The organism is Enterococcus sp. DIV0294 (assembly GCF_050558155.1).
GTDB lineage: Bacteria > Bacillota > Bacilli > Lactobacillales > Enterococcaceae > Enterococcus > Enterococcus faecalis.
Window position 1 is genome coordinate 2,344,368 of record NZ_CP187889.1, and the last position, 22,944, is coordinate 2,367,311.

At 37.9% G+C, this 22,944-nt stretch carries 19 protein-coding genes and 1 other annotated feature; of the genes, 5 read left to right on the forward strand and 14 right to left on the reverse strand.

Going from position 1 to position 22,944, the window contains the following annotated elements:
• Positions 1-256 precede the first annotated feature (256 nt).
• The 6 genes from mltG to efrA all read right to left on the reverse strand — a co-directional run bounded on the left by mltG (position 257) and on the right by efrA (position 7,849).
• Positions 257-1,642: an endolytic transglycosylase MltG gene (gene mltG, locus IGJ20_RS11435; RefSeq protein WP_430605226.1), complete on the reverse strand. Its 1,386-nt coding sequence runs from the start codon at positions 1,640-1,642 to the stop codon at positions 257-259.
• A gap of 207 nt (positions 1,643-1,849) precedes the next feature.
• Positions 1,850-2,527: an HAD family hydrolase gene (locus IGJ20_RS11440; RefSeq protein ID WP_161970869.1), complete on the reverse strand. Its 678-nt coding sequence runs from the start codon at positions 2,525-2,527 to the stop codon at positions 1,850-1,852.
• Between the two features lie 74 nt (positions 2,528-2,601).
• Entirely contained in the window at positions 2,602-3,753 is a 1,152-nt protein-coding gene (gene wecB / locus IGJ20_RS11445; protein ID WP_002390715.1) for a non-hydrolyzing UDP-N-acetylglucosamine 2-epimerase, read from the reverse strand.
• Between the two features lie 13 nt (positions 3,754-3,766).
• Positions 3,767-4,258, reverse strand: a complete 492-nt coding sequence (locus IGJ20_RS11450; protein WP_002368322.1) for a gamma carbonic anhydrase family protein — start codon at positions 4,256-4,258, stop codon at positions 3,767-3,769.
• A 97-nt stretch (positions 4,259-4,355) separates the two neighbouring features.
• On the reverse strand, positions 4,356-6,125 hold the full coding sequence (gene efrB, locus IGJ20_RS11455) for a multidrug efflux ABC transporter subunit EfrB (RefSeq protein WP_002365186.1): 1,770 nt from the start codon (positions 6,123-6,125) through the stop codon (positions 4,356-4,358).
• Entirely contained in the window at positions 6,122-7,849 is a 1,728-nt protein-coding gene (gene efrA / locus IGJ20_RS11460) for a multidrug efflux ABC transporter subunit EfrA (protein WP_010710228.1), read from the reverse strand. Before efrA ends, efrB begins: the two co-directional genes overlap by 4 nt.
• A gap of 228 nt (positions 7,850-8,077) precedes the next feature.
• Between efrA and IGJ20_RS11465 the strand changes: the two genes are divergently transcribed.
• The 3 genes from IGJ20_RS11465 to rnjA all read left to right on the forward strand — a co-directional run bounded on the left by IGJ20_RS11465 (position 8,078) and on the right by rnjA (position 10,669).
• A complete protein-coding gene (locus IGJ20_RS11465) occupies positions 8,078-8,464 on the forward strand; it encodes a YbaN family protein (RefSeq protein ID WP_002355126.1) in 387 nt (128 codons plus the stop codon).
• A 305-nt stretch (positions 8,465-8,769) separates the two neighbouring features.
• Positions 8,770-8,982, forward strand: a complete 213-nt coding sequence (locus IGJ20_RS11470; protein WP_002355123.1) for a DNA-directed RNA polymerase subunit epsilon — start codon at positions 8,770-8,772, stop codon at positions 8,980-8,982.
• A gap of 1 nt (position 8,983) precedes the next feature.
• Positions 8,984-10,669, forward strand: a complete 1,686-nt coding sequence (gene rnjA, locus IGJ20_RS11475) for a ribonuclease J1 (protein ID WP_002355122.1) — start codon at positions 8,984-8,986, stop codon at positions 10,667-10,669.
• A gap of 105 nt (positions 10,670-10,774) precedes the next feature.
• On the opposite strand, the gene IGJ20_RS11480 is transcribed toward rnjA, so the two are convergent.
• The 4 genes from IGJ20_RS11480 to IGJ20_RS11495 form a co-directional block, all read right to left on the reverse strand.
• Entirely contained in the window at positions 10,775-10,975 is a 201-nt protein-coding gene (locus tag IGJ20_RS11480) for a cold-shock protein (protein ID WP_002355121.1), read from the reverse strand.
• Positions 10,976-11,128: 153 nt separating this feature from the next.
• A complete protein-coding gene (radC, locus tag IGJ20_RS11485) occupies positions 11,129-11,827 on the reverse strand; it encodes a RadC family protein (RefSeq protein ID WP_002365188.1) in 699 nt (232 codons plus the stop codon).
• A gap of 55 nt (positions 11,828-11,882) precedes the next feature.
• Positions 11,883-12,542, reverse strand: coding sequence for an HAD family hydrolase (locus IGJ20_RS11490; protein ID WP_002385286.1), 660 nt, complete (start codon positions 12,540-12,542; stop codon positions 11,883-11,885).
• Positions 12,526-13,848 carry a bifunctional folylpolyglutamate synthase/dihydrofolate synthase gene (locus IGJ20_RS11495; RefSeq protein ID WP_002355117.1) on the reverse strand — a complete coding sequence of 441 codons (1,323 nt, stop codon included), beginning with the start codon at positions 13,846-13,848 and terminating at the stop codon, positions 12,526-12,528. The genes IGJ20_RS11490 and IGJ20_RS11495 overlap by 17 nt, the downstream gene beginning before the upstream one ends.
• Before the next feature lie 248 nt (positions 13,849-14,096).
• Between IGJ20_RS11495 and IGJ20_RS11500 the strand changes: the two genes are divergently transcribed.
• On the forward strand, positions 14,097-16,661 hold the full coding sequence (locus IGJ20_RS11500) for a YfhO family protein (protein ID WP_126254859.1): 2,565 nt from the start codon (positions 14,097-14,099) through the stop codon (positions 16,659-16,661).
• The gene (locus tag IGJ20_RS11505; protein ID WP_010822128.1) at positions 16,654-17,253 is read left to right on the forward strand and encodes a TVP38/TMEM64 family protein; all 600 of its coding nucleotides are present in this window, start codon (positions 16,654-16,656) and stop codon (positions 17,251-17,253) included. Before IGJ20_RS11500 ends, IGJ20_RS11505 begins: the two co-directional genes overlap by 8 nt.
• A 46-nt stretch (positions 17,254-17,299) precedes the next feature.
• On the opposite strand, the gene IGJ20_RS11510 is transcribed toward IGJ20_RS11505, so the two are convergent.
• The 4 genes from IGJ20_RS11510 to thiI all read right to left on the reverse strand — a co-directional run bounded on the left by IGJ20_RS11510 (position 17,300) and on the right by thiI (position 22,878).
• The gene (locus IGJ20_RS11510) at positions 17,300-19,942 is read right to left on the reverse strand and encodes a valine--tRNA ligase (protein WP_002375712.1); all 2,643 of its coding nucleotides are present in this window, start codon (positions 19,940-19,942) and stop codon (positions 17,300-17,302) included.
• A 103-nt stretch (positions 19,943-20,045) separates the two neighbouring features.
• Positions 20,046-20,285 (reverse strand) — a binding site (T-box leader).
• A 49-nt stretch (positions 20,286-20,334) separates the two neighbouring features.
• Entirely contained in the window at positions 20,335-20,823 is a 489-nt protein-coding gene (tpx, locus tag IGJ20_RS11515) for a thiol peroxidase (RefSeq protein WP_126254857.1), read from the reverse strand.
• A 63-nt stretch (positions 20,824-20,886) separates the two neighbouring features.
• Positions 20,887-21,534, reverse strand: coding sequence for a redox-sensing transcriptional repressor Rex (locus IGJ20_RS11520; protein ID WP_033596681.1), 648 nt, complete (start codon positions 21,532-21,534; stop codon positions 20,887-20,889).
• Positions 21,535-21,663: 129 nt separating this feature from the next.
• The gene (thiI, locus tag IGJ20_RS11525) at positions 21,664-22,878 is read right to left on the reverse strand and encodes a tRNA uracil 4-sulfurtransferase ThiI (RefSeq protein WP_002359156.1); all 1,215 of its coding nucleotides are present in this window, start codon (positions 22,876-22,878) and stop codon (positions 21,664-21,666) included.
• Between the last annotated feature and the right edge of the window lie 66 nt (positions 22,879-22,944).

Consider the following 22,944-nt stretch of genomic DNA (forward strand, 5'->3'; position numbering starts at 1 on the left):
ATTCTCCTTTTTCGCTTAACGATACGTAGTTCTTGGTTGGTTATTGAAAAAAATTCCGCTTTCAATCCACAAAAGAGTACCACGCTTTTTCTAAATTGTAAATATAATTATTGAATTTTTGTGATTTTGCTAAATTTTATTTATATAAATTTCTAGTTGCTATTCTTTCCCTCTGTTAAACAGATTACTTTTTGAGTATCTAAAAGCTTGGTGAATCATACAAAATTGATTCACCAAGCTCTTTTATGTTTTCATTTTATTCACTACTTGAATTATTGACATACTGATCTACTAATACTTGATGTTCTTCATATGTTTTTGAGAAGTATACTTTTCCTGTAGAAATATCTGCTACAAAGTATAAATAGTCACTTGGTGTCGGATTCAAGACTGCTTTAATTGACTCCTCACTTGGGCTATCTAATGGTCCTGGTCCATAACCAGTATTTTTATACAAGTTATAAGACGAGTCCACTTCCAAGTCAGCATACGTTACAGTTTCTTTGTGTTCTCCTAGAGCATACAAAATAGAAATATCTGATTGGATTGGCATATCGGCAGCCAAGCGGTTAAAGAATACTTGCGCAATTTGTTTGCGGTCTGCTTCTTTGACTCCTTCTTTTTCAACCAATGAAGCTAACGTTAAGACTTGCTGATTGGTTAAATTCTTTGCATGAATTGTCGGCGTATATTGTTCCATTACTGTGTTCATTTTAGCAACCATCTGTTCGACAAATTCAGGAAGTGTTGCTTTTTTGTAGTAATCATAAGTCGCTGGGAATAAATACCCTTCTAAGCGATAACGAACACCTTCTGCGGTTGCAGCACTTTCAAGTAAATCAGGATACTTAGCCTTCATTTGATTGAAGAAGTCCTCGTTTTTCATTAATGCAATGAAATCTGCTTTCTTGAAATCCGTATTTTTTTCAATGGCTTCGCCAATTTTATCTATATCGTAGCCTTCAGGAATCGTTACTTTGCCATCTGCGATTTTAGTTGGTTCTGGCGTGCCTCCTTCTTTTAGCATTTCACCAATTTCATCGAGTGTCATGCTTGGAGACATTTGATAATAGCCCGCTTGAAAATCTGTTAAGTTTTTAAATTTTACGTAGTAGTTAAAAACCATTCCGCTTTTAATGACGTTGCTTTCTTCTAAAACCGCAGCAATTTGCTTATTAGAAGATCCTTCTGGGATATGCACTTGAACAAGCTTCTTATTGTTCTTGTCTAGTGGTTGTAGCCCAGCGTCTACATATTTATAAAAAGTAAACCCAAAGATTGCCATCATTAAAACCAATACAGAAACTACAATTAACACGATACGACCGACTAAACGATCTTCTTTTTTACGTGTTTGTTTTTTTTTATTTGTTGGCTTTTCGTCTGTTTCAATCGGGGTTGGCTCTTCGACTGTCTGTGTTGTCTTGTCTTTCCCACGTCTTCGAGCAGCTCTAGAACCTGCACGTGTTTGTGTCGTGCGGCTCGCTGTTTCTTGTGATTCATCAGATGAAGGTTGGGGAGACCTATCATTTTTTTCAGAGGAATCAGGTTGATCGCCATCATTTCTACCTTTTAAAGACCCAGTTACTTGATCTCTAAGCGAAGATTTGGGATCTTGGTTATTTTGGTTATCATTAGCCAAAACTAACCCTCCTTACTATTCTATCGTTTATGACTGAAACTATTATACATGAAACCTCTTTAAAATTAAATGTTTTTAATAAAAAGACCGTCATTCCCCGATAAAAAATTCATCATTGACAACGTTTAAAGCCTATGATGGCGCTTTTCTATTGAAACGATAATAAATCTTAAAATCCTCCTAAATTTATCGAAAATCCATTTTCTATTAAGAATTTTGTAGCAAAATAGCACCTAAGTCTTTAGGCGATTGTACTAGGAATGTCGCTCCCGCCTCTTGTAATTCTGTTTCTTCACCAAATCCATACAAGACACCTATACTATCTAAGCCATTTTGTTGAGCACCAAGAATGTCATGATTACGATCACCAACCATGATAATTGCTTCTTTGGTTGGGTCTAATTGAGCTTCCGTTAATGCATACTGAATCACATCTGCTTTTTTAGAACGATGACCGTCCATACTCGCTCCATAGATGCCTGTAAAATAACGATCTAAATCAAAATGAGTAATAATCTTGTTAGCAAATTCTTCTGGTTTGGAAGTCGCAATGTATAACTTTGCTCCCGCTTCCTTTAACCTTGTTAACACTTCTGGAATCCCTGGATACACATGATTTTCAAACATACCTTTTCTCTGATAATACGCTCGATAATGACCCACGGCTTGTTGCGCTGCTTCAGCTGAAGGCGCCATGTGCAAAAACGACTCATATAAAGGCGGCCCTATGAAAGAACGTAATGTCTCCTCGCTAGGAGCTGGCCAGCCTAATTGTTCTGTTGCGTATAAAATAGAACGCATAATGCCGCTACCAGAATCCGTAATTGTGCCATCTAAATCAAATAAAATCGTTTGATACATCTTCACTTCACTACTTTCTAGCATTTTTTGTCTAATTGATTCTTCAAAATAAGATACGCAAAAGAAGCACATTTTTCAGCGCTTCTCTGCCTTTTTATTTATTTTGCTGTAAACGAATCTGGTTTTTTATCTGATTGCTGCATTTCATAGGCAATGGCTTCAACGATTCGACGGCTAGCTTGACCATCCCCATACGGATTTTGTGCATGCGCCATCGCGTGGTAAGCATCAGAATCAGTCAATAATGTTTTCGCCTCTTGATAGACTACTTGTTCGTCTGTACCAACCAATTTCAATGTTCCTGCCGCTACGCCTTCTGGACGTTCTGTTGTATCTCGTAAAACTAAAACTGGCACACCTAAGGAAGGAGCTTCTTCTTGCACACCGCCAGAATCAGTTAAAATTAAAGCACTTTTCGCTGCAAAATTTTGAAAATCTTTGACGTCCAATGGTTCAATTAAATGCACACGAGCTAATTCACCTAAGTGTTCCGCTACTATTTCACGGACTTTGGGATTTTTGTGCATAGGGAAAATGACTTCAATTTCTGGATGTTCCATTACAAGTCGACGAACAGCTTTAAACACATTTGCCATTGGCAGGCCTAAATTTTCACGACGATGCATTGTAATTAGCACGATGCGCTGGTCTGTAGGGATTTTTTCCAATAAATCATTTTGATAGTGGGCATCAACAGTGTACGCCATCGCGTCAATCGCTGTATTGCCAGTTACATAAATATGTTCTTCTGGATGATTTTCTTTGATTAAATTGTCCTTACTTTGAGTGGTTGGGGCAAAATAAATATCAGTTAACACGTCTACCAGTTGACGATTCATTTCTTCTGGAAACGGAGAATATTTTTGCCAGGTCCGCAATCCTGCTTCCACATGTCCCACTGGAATCTGTTGATAAAAAGCAGCCAATGCAGCCGCAAATGACGTGGTTGTATCGCCATGAACCAAGACAATATCCGGCTGTTCTGTCACAAGAACCTCAGTTAATAAATTCAAAACACGACTTGTAATATCTGTTAAGGTTTGCCCATCTTTCATGATATTTAAATCATGATTCGGTGTAATTTGAAAATCTTCTAACACTTGATCCAACATTTGGCGATGTTGCGCTGTTACGACTACTACAGAGTCAAATCCTTGACTTTGCTCTTCTAAAACTTTGATTAAGGGAGCCATTTTGATTGCTTCTGGCCGTGTTCCAAAAACCGTCATTACTTTAATTTTCTTCATCATTTTCCTCCTAATTCTATGTTAGTTTCGGGTATTTTTGTTGGCGAAATTCTTCTGCTCGTTGAACATAATGTAAGGCGTTCATATGATTACTGGCTATTTCTGCTGCCGTTAACGGACGGATAACCTTCGCGGGTCGACCAAATGCTAAAACATTTGGCGGGATAATTTTGCCTTCTGTCACTAAAGAGCCCGCACCAATCAGGCTGTTTTCTCCAATAATAGCGTTATTTAGAATCGTTGAACCCATGCCAATCAAAGCACCATCACCGATTTTACAACCGTGTAACATGCATTGATGGCCCACCGTTACATACTTGCCTACAATTGTCGGGGCATCTTCATCAACATGAATAATCGTGCCATCTTGAATATTACTACCTTCACCAATGGTAATTGTGTTACTGTCACCTCTTAAGACCGACTGAAACCAAATATTACTATCCTTTGCTAGTTGTACGTTTCCATAGACATCTGCACTAGCAGCAATAAAATATTCTTTTTTCAAACTCTGTCACCTCTTTTCATTAAGTATAGACAAGAATTCCTCACTTTCATAGTAAAAAAGACAAGAAAAACGACTGTCTTTTCAGACAGCCGTTTTTTTATTCCTCATAGTCGCCTTCTTCAGCAAATTGACTATTGTATAGTTTTTCATAGAAGCCACCTTGTTCCAGCAACTCATGATGCGTACCTTTTTCAATGATTTCTCCTTGTTTCATAACAAGAATTAAATCAGCTTCACGAATAGTTGATAGGCGGTGGGCAATAACGAAACTCGTTCGTCCTTCCATAACACGATCCATTGCTTTTTGAATTAAGGCTTCCAAGCGTGTATCGACTGAACTAGTCGCCTCATCTAAAATCAAAATTTTTGGATCAGAAATTACCGCTCGGGCAATGGTCAACAATTGTTTTTGACCAAGGGAAACGTTATCTCCCTCAGAATTGATTTCCATTTCATACCCATCTGGCATTGTCCGAATGAAGTGATCCACATTGGCCGTTTTCGCTGCATCGACAACTTCATAATCCGTGGCATCCAACTTCCCAAAACGAATGTTATCTGCAATGGTACCTTTATACAACCAAGCATCTTGCAATACCATTCCAAATACAGATCGGACATCACTACGGTTCATTTTTTTCGTGTCAATACCATCAATTTTAATGGCGCCTTCTGTTACATCATAAAAACGCATCAGTAAGTTGATTAAGGTTGTTTTCCCAGCGCCAGTTGGTCCCACAATCGCAACCATTTGGCCCGCATCAACTTTAAAGTTCAAATTACGAATTAACGGTTTTTCTGGGTCATAACTAAAGCTGACATTTTCAAATTCAACAGAGCCTAAAATAGGTTCTGGTAAAGGAACATCTTGTTCGTTAAGTTCTTCTTCTGGTTCATCTAGGATTTCAAAAATCCGCATGGTCGAAGCTGAAGCGCTTTGTAAAGCTGCAGACAACTGCGTAATATTCCCCATTGGTTGGCTAATTTGCCAAATATATTGAATAAACGCTTGTAATTGCCCCACTACAATCACACCAGCAACCACATAGTAACTACCAAGGACAGCTACCCCGATATAGGTCCCATAAGCGGTCATCTGAACCAATGGCAACATTAATCCTGAGATAAAGGATGCTTTGAAACCAAAACCATTTAAACGATGATTGACTTGTTTAAAGCCTTCAAGGGTTTCTTTTTCCCGACCATATAGTTTTAAAACACTGAACCCAGTCATATTTTCTTGGACATAACCATTTAAGTCTCCTAAAGAATTTTGCATTCCTTGGAAATATTTCTGGGAGATTTTAACAATTGTTCTGGAAATAATCAGAGACAACGGAATCATAATCACTGAAAAAATCGCCATCAGCGGATTGATTAAGAACATCATCACTACCGCCATCACAATACCTAAGACTGCTGAAACAATATTGATAAAACTTTGTTGCATCGCATTGCTGACAGCATCCACATCGTTCGTCACCCGTGACAAAATATTTCCTTGTTGGTTCTTATCAAAATAAGAAACTGGCAAACGATTGATTTTTTCTTCAATATCGCGACGTAAATCGCGCATGGATTGTTGAACGACATTCGTCATTAAAAAGCCTGACAAAAATTGTGCCACACAATAACCTGTTCCCACAACTAAAATCCAAATTAAACATTGGATTACATAATCAAAATTAATGGATTCGCCAGCCGCAATATTACGGCTAATTTCTGTCGTTGGTAATCCAGTCAAATAAGGCAACGCTGCATTAAAGGCAACGGTTAATATTGTAAATAAAATAACTAAATAAAACGTCACTCGGTACGGTTTAATATAGCGACCGATTCGTTTCATAGAAGAAAAGGCGTGTTTCATGCTAATTCCTCCTCTGACAATTGAGAAGCTGCAATATCATAGTAAATTGGACAAGTCTCAAGTAATTCACGATGTGTGCCAATTCCGACCACGTCGCCTTCGTTTAAAACAACAATGCGGTCCGCATGCATAATTGTTCCAACACGTTGTGCCACAATTAAAACAGTGGATTCTGTTGTTTCTTTTTTCAGACGCGCTCGTAAATTTGCATCTGTTTGATAATCTAACGCAGAAAAACTATCATCAAATATATAAATTTCCGGATTGCGAATAATCGCCCGTGCGATAGCTAAACGTTGTTTTTGACCACCAGAAAAGTTCGTGCCACCTTCTGAAAGAGGTTCATCATAGCCTTGCGGTTTTTGTGAAACAAATTCTGTAGCTTGAGCAATGTCAATTGCTCGTTCCATTTCTTCTAACGTCGCATCTTCCTTACCGTAGCGAAGATTATCAGCAATTGTACCAGTAAAAAGTAACGCTTTTTGTGGAATATAGCCAATCTTATTGCGTAATGCACTAAGTTGGTAATCTTTTACGTTCACTCCATCGATTAAAATTTCACCTTCTGATACATCATAAAACCGTGGAATCAATTGAATTAATGTTGATTTCCCACTACCTGTGCTCCCAATAAAGGCCACTGTTTCACCAGGTGACGCCTTAAAACTTACATTGCGGATGACTGGGCTTTCCGCATGTCCAGGATAGGCAAAGGTTACATTTTTAAACTCTAGATAGCCTTTAGTAGCTGTTTCTGTTACGCCTTCTTCTTCACGAATAGCTGGTTCCATGTCTAAGGCTTCTTGAATCCGTGAAGCCGAAACCGCAGCCCGCGGATACATCATAAAGACACTGGCAAATAACATAAACGAGAACAGCGCATGGAAAATATATTCAATAAAAGCAATTAAATTCCCAACTTCTAAATCCCCATGGCTGATTTGAACAGTCCCGCTCCAAATGATTAAGACCATCACAATATTAAATAAGAAAAAGAACCCTGGTTGGGCTGCTGCCATTAAACGAAACAGACTTTTTGAACTTTTAGTGTAAGTTTCATTGACTTTATTAAAACGAGATTCTTCAAATTTTTCATTAACAAATGCGCGTATTACCCGCAATCCAGAAAGATTTTCTCTTAAAATCCCATTGATTCCATCTAAGTTCTTTTGTTGCTTTTTAGATAACGGTTCTGACAAACGAGCAATTCCGACAACTGCTAGCAGCAGAAAAGGCAAGGCACCTAAAACGTACATTCCTAACGACGGACTCGTTCGCATCACCATGTAAAGACTGGCAATAAACATCACTGGCGTCATAAAGCCAAGACGTAAAATATTTCCCATGAAGAGCATAATTTGGTATGCATCATTGGTAGTTCGCGTAATTAAGGAAGAAACCCCAATACTTTCATATTCACTATGTGAGAAAGTTTGAATCTTTTCAAATAAATCATCACGAATATCACGAACAATGTTTGTTGTAATTCTGGCACCAAAGTACCCCAGCAAAATATTCATTGCGACACCAATAATCGTAATTACAACCATCCAAATCCCTTGCTGATAAATATAGTCCATATCTCTAGGAATAATTCCTTTGTCAATCATTCGTGCTAAAATGGTCGGCAAGCCTAATTCAATTAAAATAAAACCAAACACACAAATAAAATCAGCGAAAAGTAATTTCTTATAACGCATTGTGTAACGCCACATTAACTTCAATTAATCATCTCCTTCTTATCTTACTTTAAATTTTCTAGTACTCCCACTGTATCAAAAAGAAATCGGTAATACAAGCTGTCTGGCTAGAAAAAACAGCCTTTCTCTTTCTATCCTTTCTCTTTTAGATTTTCTAAAAAATAGATAATTTTAATGATTTACTTATACGATTAAAATTGCTACTTCCTTTTGATTGTGCCATAATTGGGAAAAACTGAAAGGACCCTTTGAATGAAAAAATTATTCTTCATTTTTCTCGGTTCCTGTACGTTTGCTTTAGGCACGTTAGGAATCTTTTTGCCGCTTTTACCCACCACTGGTTTTTATTTATTAACGGCCTTTTTTTGGATGCGTAGTTCAGATAAACTTTATAACAAATTTTTAGCTTCTTCTTATTATCAAAAATATATCCAAGAAGCCTTCTTTGAGAAAAAAATTACTCGTAAAGGCAAATGGAAACTATTTATTTCCATGTTTCTTTTATTTGCCATTCCGTGTTTAATTGTCCGAAATACGTTGATGACTACGACTTTAGCGATTGTTTATTTAGCCCACGTGATTGGCTTAAGTTGGTATTGGCGTCCTAAAAAAAAGGCACTCGAACTTGATCAAGAATAAGGCGAAACAAGAAGTTTGTTTTTTTTAAAAGTCCAGTGAGTGTTTCTATACTTCCTTATCATTCTATGATAAAATAAGCTTAATTGTTGTTATTCACAACACACGGGACGGTTGAAAAAAGAACACATAAAATCAAATACCCAGAATGAAGCAAAGTCGAGGCTTCATTTCATCATTAACAGATGTTTTTGATGAGCATTCTTTTTTAGGTGATCAGCACCTCGTTTTGTTGTGTTTAATTTTCTGTCTTAAAATGAAAAAAACTATAAATTGCTACTATTAGTAGCTGAAGGAGAAATGAATCGATGATTTACAAAGTATACTATCAAGAAACAAAAATCAGAAACCCAAAAAGAGAAGACACAAAATCTCTTTACATGGAAGCCGATAGCGATGTAATCGTGCGCCAATTAGTTGAAGAAAATACCCCATACAATATTGAATACGTTCAATTATTAGACGAAAAACATCTTGCTTACGAGCAAGAACATGCGGACTTCACTCTAACGGAGTTTTAACATGAAAGTAAACATAAAAAATAACGAAACTGGCGTTTTTGCAATCGGTGGTTTAGGCGAAATTGGAAAAAACACATATGGGGTACAATTCCAAGATGAAATTATCATTATTGATGCTGGGATCAAATTCCCAGAAGATGATTTACTTGGGATTGACTACGTGATTCCAGATTATAGCTACATCGTTCAAAATTTGCATAAAGTCAAAGCACTCGTTATTACCCACGGTCATGAAGACCATATTGGTGGCGTTCCTTATCTTTTACGTCAAGCGAATATCCCAATCTATGCAGGACCACTAGCCTTGGCTTTAATTACCAACAAACTAGATGAACATGGTTTATTGCGAGAAGCGGAATTACACGAAATTAATGAAGATACGGTGATTCGTTTTAGAAAAACAGCGATTAGCTTTTTCCGGACGACTCACAGTATTCCTGATGCCTTGGGCGTTGTGGTTAAAACGCCTTCTGGTAACATTGTCGCAACAGGTGACTTTAAGTTTGACTTTACACCCGTTGGTGAGCCAGCCAACTTACACAGAATGGCGAAATTAGGTGAAGAAGGCGTCCTTTGTCTTCTTTCAGACAGTACCAATGCTGAAATACCCACCTTTACAAAATCCGAAAAAACAATTGGGACCTCTATTTTAAAAATCTTTGAAAAAATTGATGGTCGGATTATCTTTGCCAGTTTTGCTTCAAACATTTTCCGTTTACAACAAGCTGCTGATGCAGCCGTGAAAACAGGTCGCAAAATTGCTGTTTTTGGTCGTAGCATGGAAAATGCCATTGTCAATGGCGAACGCTTAGGCTACATCAAAGTGCCAAAAGGAACGTTTGTCGATGCGGCGGAACTGAATCAATTGCCAGCAAATGAAACAATGATTTTATGTACTGGCTCTCAAGGAGAACCTATGGCCGCGCTTAGTCGGATTGCTAACGGTACACATCGCCAAATTAGTATTCAACCAGGCGATACGGTTGTTTTCTCAAGTTCACCAATTCCTGGGAATACGACAAGCGTTAACCGTTTAATCAACTTATTATCTGAAGCCGGTGCAGAAGTTATCCACGGAAAAATCAATAATATCCATACTTCTGGTCACGGTGGACAAGAAGAGCAAAAATTAATGCTTCGTTTGATGAAGCCTAAATATTTCATGCCTGTTCATGGTGAATTTAGAATGTTAAAAATCCATGCTTCGCTCGCTCAAGATACAGGGGTTCCTGAAGAAAATTGCTTTATCATGGGCAACGGCGATGTCTTAGCTTTAACGGCTGATAGCGCACGTCCTGCTGGTCACTTCAACGCTAATGACGTGTACGTTGATGGAAATGGTGTCGGTGATATCGGGAATGTTGTTTTACGGGATCGTCGTATCTTATCTGAAGAAGGTTTAGTTTTAGCGGTAGCAACGGTTGATATTAAAAATAAAGAAATTATGGCTGGTCCAGACATTCTTTCCCGTGGTTTTGTCTACATGCGTGAGTCTGGTGATATGATTCATGAAGGCCAACGTCTTTTATTCAATGCTCTACGTGAAGCAATGAAAGATAAAAACTGTACCGAAGCAAAATTAGGCGAAGCCATGACGACCGCTTTACAGCCTTTCTTGTTTGAACAAACAGAACGTCATCCAATGATTCTGCCAATGATTATGACTGCCACAGTTAGTGATCAATAAAGCTCTCATTTAATAGAGAAGAAAAATGCTTGTCCATTTTTCTTCTCTATTTTTTCTAACAAAAAAACACCTAACGCATGTTAGGTGTTTTTGGATTATTTTTTATTAGTTTTTTTCTACGTTAACTGCTTGAGGGCCACGGTCTGAATCTTCAACATCAAAAGTCACTGCTTGACCTTCTTCTAAAGTTTTGAAACCATCACCTTGGATAGCTGAGAAGTGTACGAATACGTCGCTTCCGTCTTCGCGTGAGATAAACCCAAAACCTTTTTCTGCGTTAAACCATTTTACTGTTCCTTGTTCCATTCTTTTGTTCCTCCTCGTGCATTTGCACATAAATAGTCGTAACTTTGCTCGCTTCCAATAGAATATTTAAAAAAATTTAAAAAGTCTACATAATTCCAAACAAGATTACCCTTTCATTTTACACGTGATAAAATATTTTTGCAAGAATTGTCCTCATTCTGAAGCAAAAAAATTCTCTTCTCTCAAACTAATGTATCCGCTATCACCAACAATAATATGATCCAACAATTGAATCCCCATCATTTCGCCACATTCTTCCATTCGTTTGGTAAATTGAATATCTTGTGGAGACGGTGTCGGATTGCCAGATGGATGATTATGAGCTAATAGTATGCGAGCAGAAGAATATTTAACCGCTTCCCGAAAAATTTCGCGTGGATGAGCAATACTTTGATTCAGTGAACCTTTGAAAATCGTTTTCTGTTGGATAATGTCATTCTTGGTATTCAAGTAAATACAAATTAAATGTTCTTGTTGCAGCCCCTTCATCTCTTGGAGTAATCGTTGAGCGACTTGTTGACTGGATGTAACTTTGCCAAATTTGATTTGACTACTTTGATAAATTCGACACCCTAATTCAATGGCCGCACGTAATTCAATGGCTTTCACTTGGCCAATGCCTTTAATAGCCATTAACTCGTTCAACGTGGCTTGCTGCAAATAAGAAAGTTGCTTAAACTGTTTTAACAGCGTTGCGGCAACAGTCATCACGTCTGCTTCTTTTGAGCCAGTACGTAACAGAATCGCCAACAACTCTTGATTCGATAATGCTTTTTCTCCTATCGCCAAGAGCCGTTCTCGTGGTAAACAATCACTCGGCATCTCGCGAATAAACAGATCCGATACTTGCATAAAAAAACCTCCTTTGCTAGTCATTAATAAACTACGCAAAGGAGTGTTGTTTTTATTATTTTAAATAATGTGGCGCTTGATGTAAACTCTCCAAGACATGTAATGTTTTCTCTTGGATAACTTCAGTTGGTTGCAATAAATCAGGTACCATGATCACTGGAATGCCCGCACTATGAGCCGCACTTACCCCATGAAATGAGTCTTCGAAAATCAAGGTTTTCGGGGCTTCTGTTCCTAAAAGTTGACGAGCTTTTTGAAAAATTTCTGGGTCCGGTTTTGCTCGTTTAACATCCTCTGCTGAAACAATACCTACAAAACGATCCTGAATTCCAGCATGGCTTAATAACATTTCAATTGCTGGACGGACGTTACTTGAAGCAACTAATCGAGGAATTTTTTGATCATCTAAAAAGTCGAGGAATTCCACCACCCCTGGTTTTAAAGGGACGTTACCAGATCGAAACTCTTGCAAGGTATCATCATAAGAACGGCGGATAAATTCTTCCACTGTGTCATGACCATAGGATGCATAAATACGTCGGTAATTCTCTTGTACTTCTTCATCGGAAATCCCAACATAGTCTAAATAGACTTCTTTACTATATGGTAACCCCATTGCATCTGCTACTTTTTGAGTAGATGTATAGTAAATCAACTCCGTATCAAAAAGCAACCCATCCATATCAAAAATTACGCCATCAAATTTCTTCATCATTTCCTCCTATAGTTAAAAGTAATTCTCTTACTTGAGAAACAAAATATAATGAACCTGTTACTAATAATAAATCATCTGTCGACATTTTTTCTAAAATTTCGCCTAAGCCAAATTGCCATAAAGACACAATTTCTGTTAAATCGTCTTCATATTTTTCCATTTCTGTAAGTGCAATAGCTTTAGGGTAATCAAAGCTAGTTAAGTAAAGATGCGCATTCGGTACTTGCTTTAAGTCCTGAATCATCTCATCCACATCTTTAGTTGCTAAAGCTGAAAATAAAATATGAATCGTGTGTTGTGGAAACTCTTTGCGCAAGTTTTCAACTAAGCGTTTTACTGCATGATCATTGTGGGCACCATCTAAAACAATCAATGGTTCATCACTAAGTCGTTCCATTCGAGCTGGCCATTGCGCTTTAGCTAACCCTTGAGTAATGTCTCGTTCTTTAAACGGCAAATGTTGTAGTTGGCAATACTTGTCAAATAATTGAATAGCTACCGCCGCATTTTCTACTTGGTGACGTCCCAACAAGGGAACTTTAATTTTTGTCAGTTTGCCCATTTCTCCATAGAAATTAAATACTTCCCCCCATTGTGTATCAGGATGTAGATATTCCACTTGATACTCTTTTCCAAAACGAAAAATTGGACTCTGTTTTTCTTGTGCGACTTTTTCAATGACTGCTAGCGCATCAGCACAAATATTGCCTGTTACTACTGGGACTTTTTCTTTAATAATACCCGCTTTTTGATAGGCAATTTCAGCAATTGTTTCACCTAAAATTTCTGTGTGATCCTTCCCAATTGTCGTAATTCCCGTCAATAATGGCTTCACGACATTGGTGCTATCAAGTAATCCACCTAAGCCAACTTCAACAACGGCGATATCCACTTGTTCATTCACGAAATAGTCCAAGGCCATTCCTGTCAATGTTTCGAATTCTGTAATTCCAGCCACTTCAGTGATCTGGTCTAATTCTTTAATGATTGGTTGATACTTTTCCACATAGGTAATCAATTGTTCGTCTGAAATTGGTTGACCATTTATCGCAATTCTTTCATTAAATGATTCAATATAAGGAGAGGTAAAGGTTCCGACTTTCAAGCCCATTTCTTCTAATAGACAGCGTAAATATGTCACGGTTGAGCCTTTACCATTGGTTCCTGCGATATGAATCGTTGGCACTTTGTTTTCTGGATGATCAATTTTTTCTAATAACGCATTAATCCGATCCAAACCAGGTCTTGAACCAAAGGGTAACCGGCTATGAATCCATTCAATGGCTTCTTCTATTGTTAATTGCATCTTGTCCAACTCCTTGTCTTCTTCTACATTATAACTAAGTTAGGTGACTTTTTCACTAATAACCAATTGAAACTTTTTCTTGAAAACTTTTTGCATTTTTCATAATTTTGCGTTATTAGCGGATACATTAATGAACTTATGGTAAACTAACATTCTGGATGGTTCATTCCAGCCAGCCAATTAAAAACTATTTTTAGAGCGTTCAACACGCTTATTCATGATTTTTTTATAAAGGTGGACTTATTTTGATGAAAAACAAATCGAAGCTTTTATGGTTAGGAAGTTTTTTCTTGCCGTTTTTACTTCTGTTGCTTGTATGGATGACATTACAACTTGCGCCTTTTGGTGACAACAACTTATTAGTTAGTGATTTAGGCACACAATACATGCCTTTCTTGAGTTTTTTAAAACGCTCTTTTCACGAGGGAATAACTACATTCTACTCTTTTTCCAATGAGATTGGTGAGTCGATTGTTCCTTTGGCAGCCTATTACTTACTGAGCCCTTTTAATGTGTTGGCTTTCTTTTTTCCTTATGAACAATTACCTATAGCAATTTTATGGATTATTACCTTAAAACTTGCCTTGATGGGCACTACGATGTTTAGCTATTTAAAATACACTTATCAAAAAGTTGATGGCACCACGTTACTTTTTTCAACGTCCTATAGTTTCTGTGGCTTTGTCACCGTCTATAGCCAAAACTTTATGTGGTTGGATGCACTGATTCTATTCCCGCTTATCTTATTGGGACTCCAACGTTTATGGGATCAACGTAAATGGGGCTTATACAGTATAACCCTGTTTTTAGCGATTGTGACGAATTACTACATGGGTTATATGATTTGTCTCTTTGCTGTTTTGTACAGTATCTATTGGTTCTTTAAAAAGAATACCCAAGCCCATGCTATTCGGCAATTTTTTAAACAAAGTCCGTTATTCATCCTCGTTTCTTTTTTAACAGGAACCGCAACTAGCTTTTTATTATTACCTGCAGCAGAAGGAATGCTCTATACAAAAAAAGCAGATTTTGATGTCTCGACGTTCTTTTTAACGCCTAAGTTCAACACTTCATTCTTCTCGCAATTAGGCTTAGGTTCTATTAATTATGAGTTGCGTTTAGACCATTTACCAACCGTTTTTGCTGGATTATTTGTGACACTCCTCTGTGTCGCCTATTTTCAAACGAAACAAATTGCGTTAAAAGAAAGAATAGCTTCAGCGATTCTTTTATTCATTCTCTTTTTAAGCTTTTGGTTAGAAGCCTTTAACACTGTCTGGCACATGTTTCAAAGCCCAGCTGGTTTCCCTTACCGAAATGTCTTTATTTTTAGCTTTTTATTGATTGTCTTTGCCTATGAAGTTTGGCTTAAAAAAGTGACCATTCCTTGGACCGCACCTATTATTTTTAGTCTGCTGTTAGTCATTGGCTACGGATCTTTGTATTATGGTCCACAAAAGAATCTCTTAATTTCGATCAATTATTTATGGCTAAGTTTACTTTTTATTTGGTTGATTTTCTTTTGCTTGCGTTTAGCACACAAAAAGGCCTTAAGAAACTATGTAGTCGTGGCTTTATTCTTACTGGTCAGCACAGAATTAACAACGAATTTCTGGATTTCTTTTAAACACATGCCCTTTGGTAGCCAAACAACATTTGCCCAAGATTACCGAAAACACAGCCAATTAATCGATGAAAAAATGGCCTCAGCACCAGAACTTTATCGCATGAAACAAGTCATTCCTTCCAAAGAAACAGGGTTCCGTGAAATCAATAACGGCTACAACAATCCTTTACTTTATGGCTATGCTGGCGTTTCTAGCTATACTTCGACTTTAACTGCCACTACCCAAGACACATTAAGTGCGCTAGGTTTATATCGAAAAAATGATCGCCGGATTGCTTATGTGGATAATTCACAACTAACCAATTTACTTTTAAATGTGAAATATGACTTTTTACCAATTGAAAAACCTACGAGTGAAAAATTGCTAAAAACAGTTGGTTCCACGAAAATCATGGAAAATGATGAAGCGATCGGTATGGGCTTTTTGGCGCCAACCGCATTAACCAAGTTAAAATTAGCAAAAAATAATCCTTTAGATGCCCAAGAAGAACTCCTGCAAACGCTCGTGCCGACGGATAAACCTTACTTTAAAACAGCTTCGTTGATAAATGAACCTCATCATACCAATGAAACAATTGAAGCAACCTTTAAAGTGAATAGCACTGGCGACTTGCATCTTTATATTCCGAATTTAAAATGGAAAAAAGTTACACAATTGAAGGTAAACCAACAAGTTATCTCGACGCCGATTTATATTGCAACCAATCAACTGTTCAATTTAGGGCATTTTGAAAAAGGAACTACCGTGACCCTGTCACTAACTGCTGAACAAGTGGTTGATTTAACTAATTGGCAACTTCAAACTTTAGACCAAACAGCCTTTAATCGTGCGGTTGACAAATTACGCCAACAAGCTCTTCACGTGAATGCAACTAAAAAAGGCCATTTAAATGGCGCACTGAATGTACCTGGAAATGACACTCAGTTACTGTATACGTCCATTCCTTATGACCAAGATTGGCAAGTCAAATCGTCGCTACAAAAAGAACCCTTAAAAACACAACGCATTCTAGGTGGCTTTTTAGCTGTTGAAGTCCCAGCTGGCAAACAGCAGTTAACCTTTGCCTATCATCCAAGAATGATTTATCTCGGCACTGCCGTCAGCGGAACGATTTTACTGGGAACGGCTGGTTATCTTGGCTTTAAAAAATACCGTCGAAAACGTCAGGAGGCCACTCATGACTAATCAGAAAAAATTTTTAAATGGACTCATTCGGTGGTTACCCCTAGTTGGACTGGTGCTTTTCTTCGGCTTAATTTTATGGGGATATTCCAGAGGAATTTTTCATTCTGTTGCTTCCTTGCAAGCTTTTATTAAACAGTTTGGTAACTATGCGGTTCTGTGTTTCATTCTTTTACAAATCGTCCAAGTGATTATCCCTATTCTACCTGGAGGAATCTCTTCTGTTGCAGGAATGTTGATGTTTGGCAATTTGCAAGGACTTTTGTATAGCTATCTTGGATTGATTATTGGTGAGTTTATTGGCTTTTTACTGGTTCGTTACTATGGACGTAACTTTGTAAAAATAATCCTTTCACCCAATAAATACAAAAAATTTGAAGAGATTTTGGACAAAAATGAACACAATGTCAAAAAGCTCTTAATCTTTACTATGTTAGTCCCCTTCGCTCCAGATGATATTGTTTGTTTAGTGGCGGGAATTACAGATATTTCTTTAAAAGAATTCATGAAAATTGTTCTTTTATTGAAATTCTGGTCTGTGGCTACTTACAGCTACTTAATGTTGTATTTGTTTCAATTATTTGGCAAATTATAACAAAAAGACAACAAAACCAACGTTTGGTTTTGTTGTCTTTTCTTTTTTAGATTGAACGTAATTGGGCAATCCGTTCTTTGACAGCCTCTTGTTTTTCAAGGTAGTCTTTTTCTTTTGCACGTTCTGCTTCCACGACCTCATCTGGTGCGTTTGACACAAAACGTTCATTTGAAAGTTTGCCTTGCACACGTTTGACTTCTTTTGTCCATTTGTCTAATTCTTTTTCTAAGCGAGCAATTTCTTCCTCGATATTAATCAACCCAGCTAATGGTAGGAATAGTTCTGCGCCTGTTAATACAGCGGACATGGCTAATTCTGGCGCTTCTATTTCACGGCTGATGACTAATTCCTCTGGATTACAGAAGCGTTCTAAGTAGCTAGTATTAGCTGTTAAAAATTCTTCTACTTCTGTATCGTTTGTTTTAATTAACAAGGTAATTGGTTTAGAAAGTGGTGTATTCACTTCTGCTCGAATATTCCGAACCGAACGAATGACTTCTTTCAGAACTTCCATTCCTCGAGCTGCTGCTTCATCGTTAAATTCTTCATGAACAACTGGGTACTCTGCCACAACCAATGACTCACCTTGATGCGGAATTTTTTCCCAAATTTCTTCTGTGACAAACGGCATAATTGGATGCAATAAGCGTAAGATTTGATCCAATGTGTACACCAAGATGCTCCGTGTTGTTTGTTTAGCTGCTTCATTTTCTCCGTAAAGAATTTCTTTACTCATTTCAATATACCAATCACAGAAATCATCCCAGATGAAGTTGTATAATTGGCGACCTGCTTCACCGAATTCAAAGCGATCAAATAATTCTGTCACACGGGCGACTGTTTCGTTTAAGCGCGTTAAAATCCAACGATCAGCGACAGTCTTTTCACCACTAAAGTCAATATCTGCAGCAGTCATACCTTCTACATTCATGATAACGAAACGACTTGCATTCCAAATCTTATTGATAAAGTTCCAAGAAGCATCCATTTTTTCATAACTAAAACGAACATCTTGACCTGGAGCTGAACCATTTGATAAGAACCAACGTAACGCATCTGCGCCATATTTTTCGATGACATCCATTGGATCAATCCCATTCCCCAATGATTTACTCATTTTGCGTCCTTGCTCATCACGAATTAAGCCGTGAATTAAGACATTTTGGAAGGGACGTTCGCCTGTAAACTCTAAGCTTTGGAAAATCATACGACTTACCCAAAAGGCAATAATATCATAGCCAGTAACTAATGTGCTTGTTGGGAAGTAACGTTGATAATCTTCGCTTGCTTCATCTGGCCAACCCATCGTTGAAAATGGCCATAAAGCAGAACTAAACCATGTATCTAAGACGTCACTATCTTGAACCCAGTTTTCACTGTCGGCTGGTGCTTCCATCCCAACATACATCTCGCCCGTTTCTTTGTGATACCAAGCAGGAATTTGATGGCCCCACCATAATTGTCGCGAAATAACCCAGTCATGAATATTTTCCATCCAACGTAAAAATGTTTGATTGAAGCGTGGTGGATAAAATTCAACAGCGTCTTCTGTTTTTTGATTTTCTATTGCTTTTTCAGCTAATGGTCCCATTTTTACAAACCATTGGGTCGATAAACGTGGTTCCACGACAACGCCTGTTCGTTCTGAATGGCCCACGCTGTGATTCATTGTTTCGATCTTAATTAAGCGACCTAGTTCTTTCAAGTCAGAGACAATCGCTTTACGTGCAGCAAAACGATCCATTCCTTCGTATTTTCCAGCCAGTTCATTCATCGTGCCGTCTTCGTTCATAACATTTACTCGAGGTAAGTCATGACGATTACCGACTTCAAAGTCATTTGGATCATGGGCAGGTGTGATTTTTACAACCCCTGTTCCAAATTCCATATCTACATAGTCATCTGCAATAATTGGAATTTCTTTATCTACTAATGGCAAGACAACTGTCTTACCAATAAGTTCTTGATACCGTTCATCTTCTGGATGGACCGCAATCGCCGTATCTCCCAACATTGTTTCAGGACGCGTTGTCGCAATTTCAACAACGCCAGAACCATCTGATAATGGGTAGCTCATGTGGTAAAAAGCTCCTTCAATATCTTTATGGATTACTTCAATATCAGACAATGCTGTTTTCGCTTTTGGATCCCAGTTAATGATATATTCACCACGGTAAATCAAATCTTTCTCGTAAAGAGAGACAAACACTTTACGAACGGCCTCAGATAGCCCTTCATCTAAAGTAAAACGTTCACGGCTGTAATCTAAAGAAAGGCCCATTTTTGCCCACTGTTCACGAATGTGAGAAGCATATTCTTCTTTCCATTCCCACACTTGATCAACAAATTTTTCACGACCTAAGTCGTAACGTGAAATTCCTTGTTGCGCTAGTTTCTCTTCTACTTTTGCTTGCGTGGCAATTCCGGCATGGTCCATTCCTGGCAGCCATAACGTATCAAAGCCTTGCATTCTTTTTTGGCGGATAATCATATCTTGTAATGTTGTATCCCAAGCATGTCCTAAGTGTAGCTTCCCTGTTACATTAGGTGGTGGAATAACAATTGAATAGGGCTTCGCTTTTTTGTCGCCACTTGGTTTAAATAAATCTTGATCTAGCCATTTTTGATAACGGCCAGCTTCGATTTCTGTCGGTTGATATTTCGTTGGTAAGTTTTTTTCTTCTGACATTTTTTCCCCTTCTTTCTTAAAATACGCGATTTGGAGCGGTAATTATTTTACAAATGAGTTTTTTTGGGCTAAACACTAAAATACGCCCTAAAATACTTTCGTATTTTAGGGCGTAGATTCATCTTATTTACGCGGTACCACCTAAATTGCATTTGAATTGAATTCATTCAAATGCCACTCATTCGTGAGATAACGTTCACGAAACGAATCGTTCTACTAACGTACTGTGTTCAAACCATTGACTCACAAGCTACCTTCTCACTGGTTGTGTAAAAGTCTTGCACCTGAACGACTTTTTCTCTAAAACGACGCCAATGATACTCCTCTTGTTCGCTGTCTTTGCTTCATTCTACAATGAAGCGCAAGCAAAGTCAATTTGTAATCTAGAGGGATTACACTTTTTTTGCAGCTTCTAACGCTTGTTGATAATCGGGTTCCGACGAAACTTCTGAGACGATTTCTTCATAAACTAACGTTCCTTCTGGGTCAATCACAAAAATAGCACGTGCTAAACGGCCCATTTCTGGAATATACAAACCATAAGCTGCACCAAATGAGTCTTCAGTATCATGAAGCATTTCCATTTCGACACCCTCAGCGGCACACCAATTTGCTTGTTCTTCAACTGTGTTATTGGAAATCGTGATAATCTGAACACCCTCTAATTTCGCCGCTTCTTGATTGAAACGTTTCGTTTGCAGTGAACAAACACGTGTGTCGATATCAGGAACCACACTAATTAAAACCGTTTTACCTTTATAATCTGCCAAGTTGATTTCTTGGTTGTTTAAATTTTTCAAAGAAAAGACGGGGGCTTTTGTGCCAACTTTAGGCTGTTCACCTGTCAATTCTAATACGTGCCCTTTTCTTGTAACATTCATTCTGAAATCCTCCTTTTCCACTTTCAATAATAAGTATAGTAGAGGATTTTTATGAAGACAATTTTATTGCTTTGAGCTATTTGCTAGTGAAAAAGTTTCATTAAAATAAATCAGTGTTTGCAGTTCCGTTGTTAAATCAATATACTGCACACTAACGTTGGCTGGCACACTGACACGGTCTGGCGCAAAATTTAAAATCGCAGTCACACCCGCTTGTACAATTTTGTCGATGGCTTTTTGGGCATGGTGACTTGGTACTGTAGAAATGGCTACCGTGACCCCTTCTTGTCGAACGAATGCTTCTAACTCAGACATATCATGAACTAATAACCCATTAATCGTGGTGCCAACTAAAGCTGAATCATTATCAAAAGCACAGACAATATTCAAATTCTCGTTGCGTCTAAAATTATTTTTTAATAATGCCTTGCCTAAATTGCCACAACCAATCAGAGCAATTCTTTTTTCTTCTTGCGTATTTAAAATATTACTAAATACCTCAATTAAATACGGCACATCGTAACCATAACCGCTTCGGCCCAGTTCACCAACGTGGGAAAAATCACGCCGAATCGTTGCAGAAGGAATCTGGATCATTTCACTAAACTCTCGTGATTTAATGCGTTTAACACCAGAATCCCCTAACATTTTTAAATAACGTAAATAAACCGGCAAACGTTTTGCCGTTGCTTTAGGCATTTTTTTCTCCATCCTCTGTCCTCCTTGTTACCTACTTCACATATTCAGTTTATCACGGTTCCCCTCTCCGAGCAACTTGTTTGTGAAATAAGTACAAAATAAATACAGTGACGTCTAAGCGACCGTCACTGTATTTATTTCTTATAGGAAATCTGCAAATTCGTCTTCTTGTTTATCTTTCGCTGTTTCTGCTGAAATCTCTGTAATTTTGAGTCCTTCTAAGGCCCGAGCCATTAAACCTTCCAAGTCTAAGCGCGCTTCATAATCTTGCGCTTTATCCAAACGAGGTCGTGTTTTAGGTTGCGGTGGCGCAAAAATTGTACAACAATCTTCGAAGGGTTGGATGGCTAATTCAAACGTGTCAATTTTTTCGGCAATTTCGATAATTTCTGTCTTATCCATTGAAACAACGGGTCGAATTATCGGTGTTGAGGTAACCTCATTAATTGCTACCATACTTTGAAGTGTTTGCGAAGCCACTTGTCCTAACGATTCACCATTAATAATGACTAAACCTTTCCGCATTTCACGAATTGCATCTGTTAAGCGTAACATTAAACGTCGTGTAATGGTCATTAAGTAGCCTTGGGGAACAACTCGTTTTATTTCTTCTTGAATTTCTGTAAAGGGCACTTCAATAAATTGAATAGTTCCTACATAAGGGACTAATTTTTCAGCTAAATCTTTAGCCTTTTGTAACGCTTGTTCACTTGTATAAGGCGGACTAGCAAAATGGACAGCTTCCACTTCCACGCCACGTTTCATAGCTAAATAACCAGCAACTGGTGAATCAATGCCTCCTGACAACATCAACATACCACGACCACTGGTGCCCACTGGCAATCCACCCGCACCGCGAATCGTTTCATAAGATAAATACGCCGCATCTTTACGAATTTCAATTCTTAAGTTAATATCAGGCTTTTTCATTTGTACTTGAATTTCCGGAATGGCTTCAATAACAGCCCCACCTAATTCTTGATTCAAGCCATTTGAATCAAGTTCAAATGAATGGTCTGAGCGTTTAGCAGTAATTTTAAACGTCTTACCTGGCGTATAAACTTCCCGAACAACCTCTTGAACCATTGCACGAATCGCTGGCATTTCTTTTTCAATACGAATACTTGGCGAAAAATTTTGAATTCCAAACACTTTACTTAGTTTCGGAATCACTTCTTCACTATCTTCCCCATTTAATAAAATATGCATTCTGTCTCGATCTGCATGGATTTTCAATGCTGGAAAATCAGCTAACGCACGTTTCACATTTTGTGCTAACTGCATGATAAACGTTTTACGATTTTTTCCTTTAGTTGATAATTCGCCATAGCGAACCATAATTTCTGTATACTTCACTCAATTAATTCCTCTCTGTTCCTGTATCTTCACAGGTCAATGTCTTTGCAAATTATACATCAAATA

Coding starts and splice junctions, on each gene's coding strand:
- tpx (WP_126254857.1), bottom strand. CDS start 20,823: ATGAATGTTACAAGAAAAGGGCACGTATTAGAATTGACAGGTGAACAG.
- IGJ20_RS11505 (WP_010822128.1), top strand. CDS start 16,654: ATGACTAATCAGAAAAAATTTTTAAATGGACTCATTCGGTGGTTACCC.
- rnjA (WP_002355122.1), top strand. CDS start 8,984: ATGAAAGTAAACATAAAAAATAACGAAACTGGCGTTTTTGCAATCGGT.
- IGJ20_RS11500 (WP_126254859.1), top strand. CDS start 14,097: ATGAAAAACAAATCGAAGCTTTTATGGTTAGGAAGTTTTTTCTTGCCG.
- wecB (WP_002390715.1), bottom strand. CDS start 3,753: ATGATGAAGAAAATTAAAGTAATGACGGTTTTTGGAACACGGCCAGAA.
- IGJ20_RS11520 (WP_033596681.1), bottom strand. CDS start 21,534: ATGGAGAAAAAAATGCCTAAAGCAACGGCAAAACGTTTGCCGGTTTAT.
- IGJ20_RS11465 (WP_002355126.1), top strand. CDS start 8,078: ATGAAAAAATTATTCTTCATTTTTCTCGGTTCCTGTACGTTTGCTTTA.
- radC (WP_002365188.1), bottom strand. CDS start 11,827: ATGCAAGTATCGGATCTGTTTATTCGCGAGATGCCGAGTGATTGTTTA.
- efrB (WP_002365186.1), bottom strand. CDS start 6,125: ATGAAACACGCCTTTTCTTCTATGAAACGAATCGGTCGCTATATTAAA.
- IGJ20_RS11480 (WP_002355121.1), bottom strand. CDS start 10,975: ATGGAACAAGGAACAGTAAAATGGTTTAACGCAGAAAAAGGTTTTGGG.
- IGJ20_RS11490 (WP_002385286.1), bottom strand. CDS start 12,542: ATGATGAAGAAATTTGATGGCGTAATTTTTGATATGGATGGGTTGCTT.
- IGJ20_RS11470 (WP_002355123.1), top strand. CDS start 8,770: ATGATTTACAAAGTATACTATCAAGAAACAAAAATCAGAAACCCAAAA.
- IGJ20_RS11440 (WP_161970869.1), bottom strand. CDS start 2,527: ATGCTAGAAAGTAGTGAAGTGAAGATGTATCAAACGATTTTATTTGAT.
- IGJ20_RS11495 (WP_002355117.1), bottom strand. CDS start 13,848: ATGCAATTAACAATAGAAGAAGCCATTGAATGGATTCATAGCCGGTTA.
- IGJ20_RS11510 (WP_002375712.1), bottom strand. CDS start 19,942: ATGTCAGAAGAAAAAAACTTACCAACGAAATATCAACCGACAGAAATC.